A 13,628-nucleotide genomic window follows, 5' to 3' on the forward strand; every position below is an offset into this window, starting at 1 on the left:
CGACCCCGGATTCAACCCGTGATCTTTTTTGGGACTGACGTATGTCAGCGGTAACGCTCACCCTAACGTTTTGCGATCTGTTCGAGCGCGATGTCGCGCTGCGGCTGCCGTTTCGCTTCGGCGTGCTCACCCTGCGCCACGCGACGCAGGCGTTCGTGCGCGTCGGCGTGCGTCTGGCCGACGGGCGCGAGGCCGTCGGCGCGGCCGCCGAACTCATGGTGCCGAAGTGGTTCGATAAGTCGCCTGCGCTGTCGGAGTCGCAGAACATCGAGCAACTGCGCGATTCGTTGCGGCTCGCGCGTCGCCTGGCGCTGGCCGACAACGCGCCGGCGACACCGTTCGGACGCTTCGAGCGGCAGTATCCCGCGCAACTTCGCGAAGCGGCGGCGCGTGAGGTGAATCCGCTGGTAGCGTCGTTCGGCCTCGCACAGATCGACAAGGCGGTGCTCGACGGGGTCTGTCGGGCGCTGGGCGTGTCGTTCTTCGAGGCCATGCGGCGCAACGTGCCGGGCCTGCGAGCCAGCCCGCTGGTTCCCGACCTGGATGGCTTCGACTTCGATGCCATGCTCGCGGATCTTCGGCCCGCGCGCACGCTCGCGCTGCGCCACACGGTCGGCATGGCGGACCGGCTGACCGACGACGTATACGCCGCGAAGGGCGCTGGCGATGGCAGCGATGTTGCCGAGACGCTTCCCGTCGACGGCCTGCCAGCCACGCTCGAAGCCGTGGTGCGCGCTTACCGTCCGCGCGAGTTCAAGCTCAAGCTCGGCGGCGACGCCGGGCAGGACCGGGAACGTCTGGGCGCGATCGCCGCGTTGCTCGCCCGGCAATGCCCGGACTACCGGGTCACGCTCGACGGCAACGAACAGTACAGCGACGCCGCGACATTCCTCGCGTTCTGGCAGGCGTTGCAAATCGACCCACGATCGGCCGATCTTGCACGCCGAGTGCGTTACGTGGAGCAACCGCTCGCGCGCGGTGTGGCGTTGCGGCACCCGTTAGGCCCGCTCGCCAGCGCCGTGCCGATGATGATCGACGAGTCGGACGACACGCTCGATGCGTTCGCCGTCGCTCGCGATCTCGGCTATCGCGCGGTGTCGAGCAAGAGTTGCAAGGGGCTGTACAAGTCCATCGTCAATCGCGCGCGCTGCGAACAGTGGAATGCGCAGGCGGGTGTGCGCCGCTACTTCATGACGGCCGAAGACCTGACCTGCCAGGCCGGGCTGGCCGTGCAGCAGGACCTGGCACTGGCCGCGCTGATCGGGGTGACGCACGTCGAACGTAACGGGCATCACTATGTGGCGGGCATGCCGGGGGCAGACGCGGCGGAACAGCGTGCCTTCGCGCAGGCGCACCCGACGCTGTATGCCTGGGATGCCCGGGCCGCTGCCCTGCGCCTGCGCGTCACGCAGGGGGACATCTCGCTCGCGGATTTGCACGGCGAGGGATTTGCTTCGCGCGCCATGCCTGACTGGCGCGCACTGCGGGAGATGCCGCCGCACTGAACCATGATGGCGTCGCGGGCAAGCGGTGCGACGCTTTCATAACAATTAGTTATACGAAATATTTGGCAGGGTATTCCGACCGGCGGTTTCGATGACCGGCCCCGGAGGATTTCGAATCATTCCGAATCAGGTGGCATCGACGACGAATCGATAGGGCATCGCTACAAGGGAAGTCACAGGAGATTACGCAATGGCAACGCTTAGAATCGGCATCATCATGCACGGCGTGACCGGGCGCATGGGCATGAATCAGCATCTGATCCGCTCCATCGTGGAGATTCGCAAACAGGGCGGCGTGACGCTCGCCAATGGCGACCGGCTGTTGCCGGACCCGATTCTGGTCGGCCGCAACGCCGAGAGAATCGCGGCCCTCGCGCGTCAGTACGGTATCGAGCGTTGGAGCGTGGACCTCGACAAGGCGCTCGCCAACCCCGACGACACGGTGTTCTTCGACGCGGCAACGACGCAGGCGCGTCCCGCGCTGCTCAAGCGCGCCGTGCAGGCGGGCAAGCACATCTACTGCGAGAAGCCGGTCGCCACCAACCTCGCCGAAGCGCTGGATCTTTACCGGGCGGCGCGGGCCGCCGGCGTGAAGCATGGCGTGGTGCAGGACAAGCTCTGGCTGCCGGGGCTGCGCAAGCTGCAACTGCTCAACGATGCGGGATTCTTCGGACAGGTGCTGTCCGTGCGCGGCGAGTTCGGCTACTGGGTGTTCGAGGGCGATCTGCAACCGACCCAGCGGCCGTCGTGGAATTATCGCAGCGAGGACGGCGGCGGCATCATCCTCGATATGCTCTGTCATTGGCGCTATGTGCTGGACAACGTCTTCGGCAAGGTCCGGAGCGTGTCGTGCCTGGGCGCCACGCACATCCCGCAGCGCTGGGACGAGCAGGGCAAGCCGTATCGCGCCACCGCCGACGACGCGGCCTATGCCACGTTCGAGCTCGAGAACGGCGTGATCGTGCAACTGAACAGTTCATGGTGCGTGCGCGTGCGTCGAGACGACCTCGTGACGTTCCAGGTTGACGGCACGCACGGCTCGGCGGTCGCCGGACTGACCGACTGCTGGACCCAGTCGCGCGTGAATACGCCCAAGCCGGTGTGGAATCCGGACGTGCGCCAGACGCACGATTTCTTCGACGACTGGGTGAAGGTGCCCGACACGACGGTCTACGACAATGCGTTCAAGGTGCAGTGGGAACTCTTCCTGCGCCACGTGGCTGGCGAGGGCGAGTTCCGTTGGAACCTGCTCGAAGGTGCGAAGGGCGTGCAGCTCGTCGAACTGGGGCTGCAAAGCTGGAAGGAGCGCCGCTGGCTCGACGTGCCGGAACTCACCGGTCGCGAAGGAGCGTAAGTCATGGCACCCACGCTCAAGTTGGTCGATCGCGACGGGCAGCTCGTGCCGTTTACCGTGCGCACGGAACGCACGTGGCGGCCGAGCCCGTCGCCGAGGATGAATCGCATCGCCTACTCCGCCGCGCACGTGGTCGCCGACCCCCGCTCGAGCGCCGATCCGTGGCTGACGGCGGCGCTCGATTGGGAGGCGACGCTGGCTTATCGGGAGCGCCTGTTTTCGTTGGGGCTCGGTGTGGCCGAGGCGATGGACACGGCGCAGCGCGGCATGGGGCTCGACTGGCCGACGTCGCTCGAATTGATCCGGCGCAGCGTGGCACAGGCGAAGGGGCATCCGGGGGCGCGCATCGCCTGCGGCGCCGGCACTGATCATCTGGCGCCGGCGCCGGGCCTCACGCTCGATGACGTGATCCGCGCCTACGAGGAGCAGGTCGAGGCCGTAGAGGCGGCGGGCGGCCGCATCATTCTGATGGCCAGCCGCGCGCTCGCGGCACTCGCGAAAGGGCCGGACGATTATCTGCGCGTGTACGAGCGGATTCTGCGTCAGGTGCGCGAGCCGGTGATTTTGCACTGGCTCGGCGAAATGTTCGATCCGGCACTTGCGGGCTATTGGGGACATGAAGATACCGATCGGGCCATGGACGTCTGTCTGCAAGCGATCGCGGCACAGCCCGAAAAGGTTGATGGCATCAAGATATCGTTGCTCGACAAGGACAAGGAAATTGCGATGCGGCGCCGTCTGCCCAAGGGGGTACGTATGTATACGGGCGACGATTTCAACTACGCGGAACTGATCGCGGGCGATGCCCAGGGGCATTCGGACGCCTTGCTCGGGATTTTCGATGCCATCGCGCCCGCAGCGTCGGCCGCGCTCGACGCACTCGGTCGGGGCGACCGCGCAACGTTCGATGCCATTCTGGCGCCGACCGTGCCGTTGTCGCGCCACATCTTCGCGGCACCCACGCGTTTCTACAAGTCGGGGGTGGTGTTCATGGCCTGGATCAATGGACATCAGGATCACTTCGCCATGATCGGCGGGCAGCAAAGTGCGCGCAGTCTCTGGCACTACTGCGAGCTGTTCCGGCTGGCGACCGCCGCGCAATTGATCGAAGACCCTGCGCTGGCCACCTATCGCATGAAGTTGTGGCTCGCCGTGAACGGGGTGGAAGCATGAGCGACGCGACGCGAGGGAATGGGCTCACGGCGGCGACGTCGGTCGCGCCGTATGTGCCGCCGCCGGCGCACAAGCTGTCGATCAATACCGCGACGGTGCGCCAGCAGTGGAAGCTCGACGCCATCATCGACGGCATTGCCCGGCATGGCATTCGCGGGATTTCGCCCTGGCGCGACCAGGTGGCCGAGCTGGGACTGGCCGAAACGGCGCGCCGCATTCGCTCGCACGACCTGACCGTGACCGGCTATTGCCGCGGAGGGATGTTTCCCGCGGCGGACGCCGCAGGGCGACTGGCGGCGCGCGACGACAACCGGCGAGCGGTGGACGAAGCGTTGAGCCTGGGAGCGCAGTGTCTGGTGCTGGTCGTGGGCGGCCTGCCCGCGGGATCGAAGGACATCGCGGGCGCGCGTGATCAGGTGCGCGACGGTATCGCGGCGCTGCTCGATTACTCGCGCGGTGCGGGGATGCCGCTCGCCATCGAACCGCTGCACCCGATGTATGCCGCCGATCGTGCCTGCGTGAATTCGCTGGCACACGCCAACGATCTTTGCGACGAACTCGGCGACGACGGGCTGGGCATCGCCGTCGATCTCTATCACGTGTGGTGGGACCCGCAACTCGCGGCGCAGATCGCGCGTGCGGGGAAGAAGCGATTGCTCGCGTTTCACATCTGCGACTGGCTCGTGCCGACGTGCGACCTGTTGCTCGATCGGGGCATGATGGGCGACGGAGTGATCGATATTCCCGCCGCGCGCGCGCTGGTGGAGGCGCAAGGGTATGCCGGTATGCACGAGGTCGAGATATTTTCGTCGCATGACTGGTGGAAACGCCCGCCCGACGAGGTGCTCGAGACCTGCAGGGCGCGCCATCTGACGTGTTGCTGAGGATAGCGCGACGGCAAGCGGATACCGCACGATGCGGGAACCGCTTGCCGGCGGCTTTCCTGTCGGCTCGGCTATTTGCTTACCTGCTTGATCGCTTCCGCGCCTCTGGTTTCGGGGCGTGCAGGTATACGGGCATCCCCGATCGACGCTGGACCGCTCACCAGCTCACCAGCTCACCAGCGTATGGTGACCCCCGCCTGCACCGAGTGCGCGAGCGACGTGGGGTTCAGGCCGCGCTTGTAGCCCACGTCCAGATCGAGGTCTTTCGTCGGGCTGTAGATGGCGCCCACCAGCGCGTAGGCAGGCTTCGTCTGCGTGGAGGTGTCTGTGTTGGTGGCAATGCCGATGTCGGCGGCAAGCCGCAACTCGTCCGTCACGCTGAAGAGCACGGCCGTGGACGCGTTCCACAGATTCCGACGGTTGCCGATGCTGTTGTTGTTCCACGTGTAGCCCGCATTGGCCAGGAACGTCCAGCGATCCAGGTTGTATTGCATCAGCAGGTTCGCGCCGGTCGTCGCGCGGCCATTGCCCAGATTCCGCTCCTGGCTCGCCGTGGGCAACGTGACGAAGGGCTTCAGGCCGAGGCTCCATTGCGCCGTCTCGATGAAGCGCCATTTCGCCTGCAACGTCAGATCGGTCAAGCCGCTGGTCCAGCCGTCGCCGTCAGGGCGGGTTCGCTGGTAAGGTGCCTGGAGCGCTAGGTCGAGATTGGGCAGCACGCCGTAAGTAAGCGTGTTCGTCCACTGTTGTTGCCGGGCCGTGGGCAGCGTCAGCCACTCGCTGTTCAGTTCGAGCTGCCAGTTGCCGGTGTCCTGCGTACCGGTGTCGTCCGTGACCAGCGGGTTCGCGGCCTGGGCGGCGAGCGGTGCGAGGGCGGCGATTGTCACGATCGCCGCCGGAATCACATACTTCTTCATCGAAAGCTCCTGCGCAGACGTCCGCCTCGATGCGAACGCCGGGAAATCCGTCGGGCGGATCGTACGGGCCGTCCATGACAACGTCAACCAGATATCGCCCGTCGCCCTGCGAGTGTGGCGATCGTGGGATTTTCACGCGGCGGCATTGCGCTTTCACAGGCGCTGTGATCTGTCTCGAGGCGAGCCGGGAGCGGGCAGGTGGGCGCGGTGGTAGACTTCGCCCCCTTTTTTTGTGCAGACGCGCAGGTCGGACCGGCCTCGCGTCGATGGCCGTCCTTCATGCAATCCAGAAGTCATCTCATTTTCGGTATCGGCGCGACGTGGCTCATGCATCGCACCGGGTGGGCCGCCAGCGTCCACGCGTGGCCGTTGACGCTCGTCGGTGCGCTGCTGCCCGATATCGATCACCCAAAAAGCCTGCTGGGGCGGCGCATCGCGCCCGTTTCGTTCGCGATCTCCGGGGTGTTCGGTCACCGCGGTATGACGCATTCGCTGCTGCTGCCGCTGCTCATGCTGGCGGCATGCGTGTATCACTGGGGACGGATACCCCCCTGGATGCTCGCGCTATGTGCGGGATATCTGTCGCATTTGCTCGCGGACTGGTTGACCCCGTCCGGTGTGCCGCTTTGCTGGCCGCTGCGAACGCGCTTTCGTTCGCCGCTCTATGTGACCACGGGCTCCGCCGCCGAGGGATGTGTGGCCGCGGCTCTCGCATTCGCCATGTGGCGTTGGTGGTGAGCGCTGGAGGGGGCGTCCTTTGGGTCGGCGGGGATAGGCTGGGGGAGTCGGGGGACGTCGGAGAGTCGGGGGAGTCGGGGAGTCGCGGCCCGACGTTCAGCGCCAGACGAGCGGTGGTTCGTCCATCAGCGCGACCTGCTCGCGCAACTCCAGAATGCGATCCTGCCAGTAGCGTTGTGTGTTGAACCACGGGAAAGCTGCGGGGAACGCGGGGTCGTCCCAGCGGCGGGCCAACCAGGCGCTGTAGTGCAACAGGCGAAGCGTTCGCAGTGCTTCGGTCAGGTGGAGTTCACGGGGATTGAATTCCGCAAAGTCCTCGTAGCCGGAAAGCACTTCGTCAAGCTGGACGGTCATCTCCGCACGGGTGCCCGAGAGCAGCATCCACAAGTCCTGCATGGCGGGCGCCATGCATGTGTCGTCGAAGTCGACAAAATGCGGGCCTGCGTCCGTCCATAACACATTGCCTCCGTGGCAGTCGCCATGCACGCGCAGCAGTTTCACGTCTCCCGCCCGTTCGTAGGCGCGGGCTACGCCGTCGAGCGCCAAGTCGGCGATGGCGCGCCATGCGTCCCGCAGGTCGCGTGGGATGAAGTCGCTTGACCACAGGTAATCGATCGGCGCGCGGCCGTAGCTGACGATGTCCAGCGTCAGGCGGTGAGCGAAGGGCTGCACGGCACCCACGGCGTGGATGCGGCCGAGGAAGCGTCCGAGCCAGTTCAGCGTGTCCGGATCCTGCAACTCGGGGGCGCGTCCGCCGCGACGCGGAAAGAGGGCGAAGCGAAAGCCATCGAAACGATGCAAGGTGCGTCCCCCGATGACGAGCGGCGCGACCACGGGAATTTCATTGTCGGCGAGCGTTTGGGTGAAGGCATGCTCTTCCAGAATGGCCTCGTCGGTCCAGCGCTCCGGACGATAGAACTTGGCGATCAGCGGCGGGCCGTCTTCCATCCCTACCTGATAGACGCGGTTCTCGTAACTATTGAGCGCGAGCAGACGCCCATCGCTGAAACTTCCCAGTTGCTCGACGGCGGCAATGACAGTGTCGGGCAGCAAGGCGGAGAAGGGATGGGCATGGCCGTCGCCGGCGTGCGGGAGTTCGGTGTTCATGTTCGCTATTGTGCCAAAGGCGTTGACGGCGGCGTGGGCTTTGGGGCGCCCCGTGTGTATATATATGTGGGCCGCCCCTGATGTTTGCGTCAGAGCGCACCTGAAATTGCAGCCCCGTAAAAATAGTTTCACAAAAGGCTTGCGCGGTTGGGCGAACGTGACTAATATCTCGTCTCTCGCAACGACGGCGACGCAGCGAAAGCGGTGAAGCGGTTGGGGCGACGGGCTGGAAAGCCCGGTGGTTGGTGGTTTTCGAGCAGGCGCGTCGCTACGGCGGCGAGCGAAGAAAGCGAAAAAAACTGTTGACGACGACGAGAAGCTGCGACATAATCTCACTTCTCTGCTGCTGATGCAGCGACGCAAAAAACGAAGCGACGGCGCGGTAAGTTGGCGACGAAGCGAAGTGCGATGCGATTGATCTTTAAAAATTGAACAACCGATAAGTGTGGGCACTCGATGAATAGTGCGTCTGCTTCGGCAGATTAGCTTTAAATTTATTGAGGCTCACATAGTAATAGGTAAGTTAAGTAATTAACTTGTCAGCATACTTTGAGAGCGACCGGTTCTAGCGATTTATCGCGAAAAACCGAAAACAGTAACAGGTTTAAACTGAAGAGTTTGATCCTGGCTCAGATTGAACGCTGGCGGCATGCCTTACACATGCAAGTCGAACGGCAGCACGGGTGCTTGCACCTGGTGGCGAGTGGCGAACGGGTGAGTAATACATCGGAACGTACCTTGTAGTGGGGGATAGCTCGGCGAAAGCCGGATTAATACCGCATACGCTCTGAGGAGGAAAGCGGGGGACCTTCGGGCCTCGCGCTACAAGAGCGGCCGATGTCAGATTAGCTAGTTGGTGGGGTAAAAGCTCACCAAGGCGACGATCTGTAGCTGGTCTGAGAGGACGACCAGCCACACTGGGACTGAGACACGGCCCAGACTCCTACGGGAGGCAGCAGTGGGGAATTTTGGACAATGGGCGAAAGCCTGATCCAGCAATGCCGCGTGTGTGAAGAAGGCCTTCGGGTTGTAAAGCACTTTTGTCCGGAAAGAAATCCTCTGGGTTAATACCTCGGGGGATGACGGTACCGGAAGAATAAGCACCGGCTAACTACGTGCCAGCAGCCGCGGTAATACGTAGGGTGCAAGCGTTAATCGGAATTACTGGGCGTAAAGCGTGCGCAGGCGGTTTTGTAAGACGGATGTGAAATCCCCGGGCTTAACCTGGGAACTGCATTCGTGACTGCAAGGCTAGAGTATGGCAGAGGGGGGTAGAATTCCACGTGTAGCAGTGAAATGCGTAGAGATGTGGAGGAATACCGATGGCGAAGGCAGCCCCCTGGGCCAATACTGACGCTCATGCACGAAAGCGTGGGGAGCAAACAGGATTAGATACCCTGGTAGTCCACGCCCTAAACGATGTCAACTAGTTGTTGGGGATTCATTTCCTTAGTAACGTAGCTAACGCGTGAAGTTGACCGCCTGGGGAGTACGGTCGCAAGATTAAAACTCAAAGGAATTGACGGGGACCCGCACAAGCGGTGGATGATGTGGATTAATTCGATGCAACGCGAAAAACCTTACCTACCCTTGACATGTACGGAATCCTGCTGAGAGGTGGGAGTGCTCGAAAGAGAACCGTAACACAGGTGCTGCATGGCTGTCGTCAGCTCGTGTCGTGAGATGTTGGGTTAAGTCCCGCAACGAGCGCAACCCTTGTCCTTAGTTGCTACGCAAGAGCACTCTAAGGAGACTGCCGGTGACAAACCGGAGGAAGGTGGGGATGACGTCAAGTCCTCATGGCCCTTATGGGTAGGGCTTCACACGTCATACAATGGTCGGTACAGAGGGCTGCCAAACCGCGAGGTGGAGCTAACCCCAGAAAACCGATCGTAGTCCGGATCGCAGTCTGCAACTCGACTGCGTGAAGCTGGAATCGCTAGTAATCGCGGATCAGCATGTCGCGGTGAATACGTTCCCGGGTCTTGTACACACCGCCCGTCACACCATGGGAGTGGGTTTTGCCAGAAGTAGGTAGCCTAACCGTAAGGAGGGCGCTTACCACGGCAGGATTCATGACTGGGGTGAAGTCGTAACAAGGTAGCCGTAGGGGAACCTGCGGCTGGATCACCTCCTTTCTAGAGCATGCACTGGAAGTTGAGTGTTCACGCTTATCGGTTGTTGACTGCGTAGATCTAAGTCGGGTCTGTAGCTCAGGTGGTTAGAGCACCGTCTTGATAAGGCGGGGGTCGAAGGTTCAAGTCCTTCCAGACCCACCAAGCTTAACCACCGCCTGACCAAGTCGGCTGGTAAATGAGGCTTGATAGGGGGCATAGCTCAGCTGGGAGAGCACCTGCTTTGCAAGCAGGGGGTCGTCGGTTCGATCCCGTCTGCCTCCACCAAAACCTTAGATCACATCGATGTCAGTCAAAAGTGTTTTACGTCTGCAGTAACTCTGTAGTAAATCCACGTGAACGTTTTTGAATGACAGCAATGTCATGCAGTATTTGTTCTTTAACAATTTGGAAGAAGAAGTAGTACAACGGAAGCGCGTTAGAGATGGCGCGTGGAAATTGTACGGGTTGTGATTGTATCAACCAGTATTTAAGTGATCGAAAGATGACTTGGAATACGGCACAACGCGAAAACTCAGCCTATAAAGGATGTGTCGAGAGACGCACTCGTTATAGGGTCAAGCGAATAAGTGCATGTGGTGGATGCCTTGGCGATTACAGGCGATGAAGGACGCGATAGCCTGCGAAAAGTTGTGGGGAGCTGGCAAATAAGCATTGATCCACAAATGTCCGAATGGGGAAACCCGGCCTTTTAGGTCATCCTGGACTGAATACATAGGTCCAGTGAAGCGAACGCGGCGAACTGAAACATCTAAGTAGCTGCAGGAAAAGAAATCAACCGAGATTCCCAAAGTAGTGGCGAGCGAAATGGGACCAGCCTTCAAGATTTAGCACCGGTGTTATCAAAACGGAATGGAAAGTCCGGCCATAGTGGGTGATAGCCCCGTATGAGAAAACCCTGGTGTGGAACTAAGCTTGAGAAAAGTAGGGCGGGACACGTGAAATCCTGTCTGAAGATGGGGGGACCATCCTCCAAGGCTAAATACTCGTAATCGACCGATAGTGAACCAGTACCGTGAGGGAAAGGCGAAAAGAACCCCGGGAGGGGAGTGAAATAGATCCTGAAACCGCATGCATACAAACAGTCGGAGCCTCGTAAGGGGTGACGGCGTACCTTTTGTATAATGGGTCAGCGACTTACATTCAGTGGCGAGCTTAACCGAATAGGGAAGGCGTAGCGAAAGCGAGTCCGAATAGGGCGTTCAGTCGCTGGGTGTAGACCCGAAACCAAGTGATCTATCCATGGCCAGGTTGAAGGTGCGGTAACACGTACTGGAGGACCGAACCCACTAACGTTGAAAAGTTAGGGGATGAGCTGTGGATAGGGGTGAAAGGCTAAACAAACTTGGAAATAGCTGGTTCTCTCCGAAAACTATTTAGGTAGTGCCTCGTGTATCACCTTCGGGGGTAGAGCACTGTCATGGTTGAGGGGTCCATTGCGGATTACCTCGCCATAGCAAACTCCGAATACCGAAGAGTGCAATCACGGGAGACAGACATCGGGTGCTAACGTCCGGTGTCAAGAGGGAAACAACCCAGACCGCCAGCTAAGGTCCCTAAATATTGCTAAGTGGGAAACGAAGTGGGAAGGCTAAAACAGTCAGGAGGTTGGCTTAGAAGCAGCCACCCTTTAAAGAAAGCGTAATAGCTCACTGATCGAGTCGTCCTGCGCGGAAGATGTAACGGGGCTAAGCAATATACCGAAGCTGCGGATGCGAGCTTGCTCGCATGGTAGGAGAGCGTTCTGTAAGCCTGTGAAGGTGACTTGTAAAGGTTGCTGGAGGTATCAGAAGTGCGAATGCTGACATGAGTAGCGATAAAGGGGGTGAAAGGCCCCCTCGCCGTAAGCCCAAGGTTTCCTACGCAACGTTCATCGGCGTAGGGTGAGTCGGCCCCTAAGGCGAGGCAGAGATGCGTAGCTGATGGGAAGCAGGTTAATATTCCTGCACCGTCGTATGATGCGATGGGGGGACGGATCGCGGAAGGTTGTCCGGGTGTTGGAAGTCCCGGTCCCTGCAGTGGAGAAGGCGCTTAGGCAAATCCGGGCGCGTAATTCAAGGCTGTGGGGCGAGCGAACTTGTTCGCGAAGCAATTGGAAGTGGTTCCAAGAAAAGCCTCTAAGCTTCAGTCATACGAGACCGTACCGCAAACCGACACAGGTGGGCGAGATGAGTATTCTAAGGCGCTTGAGAGAACTCGGGAGAAGGAACTCGGCAAATTGGTACCGTAACTTCGGGATAAGGTACGCCCTTGTAGCTTGACTGGCCTGCGCCAGGAGGGTGAAGGGGTTGCAATAAACTGGTGGCTGCGACTGTTTAATAAAAACACAGCACTCTGCAAACACGAAAGTGGACGTATAGGGTGTGACGCCTGCCCGGTGCCGGAAGATTAAATGATGGGGTGCAAGCTCTTGATTGAAGTCCCGGTAAACGGCGGCCGTAACTATAACGGTCCTAAGGTAGCGAAATTCCTTGTCGGGTAAGTTCCGACCTGCACGAATGGCGTAACGATGGCCACACTGTCTCCTCCCGAGACTCAGCGAAGTTGAAGTGTTTGTGATGATGCAATCTACCCGCGGCTAGACGGAAAGACCCCATGAACCTTTACTGTAGCTTTGCATTGGACTTTGAACCGGTCTGTGTAGGATAGGTGGGAGGCTTTGAAGCAGGAACGCTAGTTTCTGTGGAGCCGTCCTTGAAATACCACCCTGGCTTGTTTGAGGTTCTAACCTAGGTCCGTAATCCGGATCGGGGACAGTGCATGGTAGGCAGTTTGACTGGGGCGGTCTCCTCCCAAAGTGTAACGGAGGAGTACGAAGGTACGCTAGGTACGGTCGGAAATCGTGCTGATAGTGCAATGGCAAAAGCGTGCTTAACTGCGAGACTGACAAGTCGAGCAGGTGCGAAAGCAGGTCATAGTGATCCGGTGGTTCTGTATGGAAGGGCCATCGCTCAACGGATAAAAGGTACTCTGGGGATAACAGGCTGATACCGCCCAAGAGTTCATATCGACGGCGGTGTTTGGCACCTCGATGTCGGCTCATCTCATCCTGGGGCTGTAGCCGGTCCCAAGGGTATGGCTGTTCGCCATTTAAAGAGGTACGTGAGCTGGGTTTAAAACGTCGTGAGACAGTTTGGTCCCTATCTGCCGTGGGCGTTGGAAGTTTGAAGGGGGCTGCTCCTAGTACGAGAGGACCGGAGTGGACGAACCTCTGGTGTACCGGTTGTCACGCCAGTGGCATCGCCGGGTAGCTATGTTCGGAAGAGATAACCGCTGAAAGCATCTAAGCGGGAAACTCGCCTTAAGATGAGACTTCCCTGGGAACTCGATTCCCCTTAAGGGTCGTTCAAGACCAGGACGTTGATAGGTCAGGTGTGGAAGCGCAGTAATGCGTTAAGCTAACTGATACTAATTGCCCGTGAGGCTTGATCCTATAACCAGTGTGTTTTTCCTGGTGTGAGTATCGCTGTGCCGATACACTCGCAACCCAACATTGTTGTACTACGCTTCTTCCGAATTGGTTTTGTTGCACACACCGTGCAGCAGAACATACAAGTTATGCCTGATGACCATAGCGAGTTGGAACCACCCCTTCCCATCCCGAACAGGACCGTGAAACGACTCCACGCCGATGATAGTGCGGATACCCGTGTGAAAGTAGGTAATCGTCAGGCTCCCCCTAAAAACCCCTTGCTACACAGTAGCAAGGGGTTTTTGCTTTGTATCCGCGATTTGTGTGGCCAGTGTCTGGAGATTCAAAGCAAAAAGCCGATCGATGTCATGGCGCACGATGTTGGACAACGATTGCGAAACTG

General features: G+C 59.9%; 7 protein-coding genes, 2 tRNA genes and 3 rRNA genes. 10 read left to right on the forward strand and 2 right to left on the reverse strand.

The window, feature by feature from the left end; genetic code table 11:
* Positions 1–41: 41 nt before the first annotated feature.
* From LV28_RS30340 to LV28_RS30355, 4 genes are all read left to right on the forward strand, one after another.
* Entirely contained in the window at positions 42–1,505 is a 1,464-nt protein-coding gene (locus tag LV28_RS30340; protein ID WP_038618403.1) for an enolase-like domain-containing protein, read from the forward strand.
* A 190-nt stretch (positions 1,506–1,695) separates the two neighbouring features.
* Positions 1,696–2,859 (forward strand): Gfo/Idh/MocA family protein, encoded by a 1,164-nt coding sequence (locus LV28_RS30345; protein WP_023594823.1) that lies wholly within the window; start codon positions 1,696–1,698, stop codon positions 2,857–2,859.
* Positions 2,860–2,862: 3 nt separating this feature from the next.
* Positions 2,863–4,032 carry a dihydrodipicolinate synthase family protein gene (locus LV28_RS30350; protein ID WP_025250434.1) on the forward strand — a complete coding sequence of 390 codons (1,170 nt, stop codon included), beginning with the start codon at positions 2,863–2,865 and terminating at the stop codon, positions 4,030–4,032.
* Positions 4,029–4,916 (forward strand): sugar phosphate isomerase/epimerase family protein, encoded by an 888-nt coding sequence (locus LV28_RS30355; protein WP_023594825.1) that lies wholly within the window; start codon positions 4,029–4,031, stop codon positions 4,914–4,916. Before LV28_RS30350 ends, LV28_RS30355 begins: the two co-directional genes overlap by 4 nt.
* A 173-nt stretch (positions 4,917–5,089) precedes the next feature.
* Here LV28_RS30355 and LV28_RS30360 read toward each other — a convergent pair whose 3' ends face one another.
* A complete protein-coding gene (locus tag LV28_RS30360) occupies positions 5,090–5,833 on the reverse strand; it encodes a transporter (RefSeq protein WP_038618398.1) in 744 nt (247 codons plus the stop codon).
* A 279-nt stretch (positions 5,834–6,112) separates the two neighbouring features.
* Between LV28_RS30360 and LV28_RS30365 the strand changes: the two genes are divergently transcribed.
* Complete coding sequence (locus LV28_RS30365; RefSeq protein WP_023594827.1) at positions 6,113–6,571, forward strand: metal-dependent hydrolase; 459 nt, start codon at positions 6,113–6,115, stop codon at positions 6,569–6,571.
* A 96-nt stretch (positions 6,572–6,667) separates the two neighbouring features.
* Here the strand turns inward: LV28_RS30365 and LV28_RS30370 are convergent, their stop codons facing one another.
* Entirely contained in the window at positions 6,668–7,678 is a 1,011-nt protein-coding gene (locus LV28_RS30370; RefSeq protein ID WP_023594828.1) for a serine/threonine protein kinase, read from the reverse strand.
* Between the two features lie 606 nt (positions 7,679–8,284).
* Here LV28_RS30370 and LV28_RS30375 point away from each other — a divergent pair.
* The 5 genes from LV28_RS30375 (at position 8,285) to rrf (ending at position 13,487) form a co-directional block, all read left to right on the forward strand.
* A 16S ribosomal RNA gene (locus LV28_RS30375) occupies positions 8,285–9,816 on the forward strand.
* Between the two features lie 64 nt (positions 9,817–9,880).
* Positions 9,881–9,957, forward strand: a tRNA-Ile gene (locus LV28_RS30380).
* Between the two features lie 47 nt (positions 9,958–10,004).
* A tRNA-Ala gene (locus LV28_RS30385) sits at positions 10,005–10,080 on the forward strand.
* A gap of 288 nt (positions 10,081–10,368) precedes the next feature.
* Positions 10,369–13,246, forward strand: a 23S ribosomal RNA gene (locus LV28_RS30390).
* A 128-nt stretch (positions 13,247–13,374) separates the two neighbouring features.
* Positions 13,375–13,487: ribosomal RNA gene (gene rrf, locus LV28_RS30395) — 5S ribosomal RNA — on the forward strand.
* The 16S, 23S and 5S rRNA genes sit together here with 2 tRNA genes alongside, the layout of an rRNA operon.
* The last annotated feature ends 141 nt before the right edge of the window (positions 13,488–13,628 follow it).

Origin of the sequence: Pandoraea pnomenusa, assembly GCF_000767615.3 — a bacterium.
Lineage (GTDB): Bacteria > Pseudomonadota > Gammaproteobacteria > Burkholderiales > Burkholderiaceae > Pandoraea > Pandoraea pnomenusa.

Bases quoted from the DNA above. Each gene is read 5' to 3' on its own strand.
- LV28_RS30340 (WP_038618403.1), top strand. From the start codon at position 42: ATGTCAGCGGTAACGCTCACCCTAACGTTTTGCGATCTGTTCGAGCGC.
- LV28_RS30345 (WP_023594823.1), top strand. From the start codon at position 1,696: ATGGCAACGCTTAGAATCGGCATCATCATGCACGGCGTGACCGGGCGC.
- LV28_RS30350 (WP_025250434.1), top strand. From the start codon at position 2,863: ATGGCACCCACGCTCAAGTTGGTCGATCGCGACGGGCAGCTCGTGCCG.
- LV28_RS30355 (WP_023594825.1), top strand. From the start codon at position 4,029: ATGAGCGACGCGACGCGAGGGAATGGGCTCACGGCGGCGACGTCGGTC.
- LV28_RS30360 (WP_038618398.1), bottom strand. From the start codon at position 5,833: ATGAAGAAGTATGTGATTCCGGCGGCGATCGTGACAATCGCCGCCCTC.
- LV28_RS30365 (WP_023594827.1), top strand. From the start codon at position 6,113: ATGCAATCCAGAAGTCATCTCATTTTCGGTATCGGCGCGACGTGGCTC.
- LV28_RS30370 (WP_023594828.1), bottom strand. From the start codon at position 7,678: ATGAACACCGAACTCCCGCACGCCGGCGACGGCCATGCCCATCCCTTC.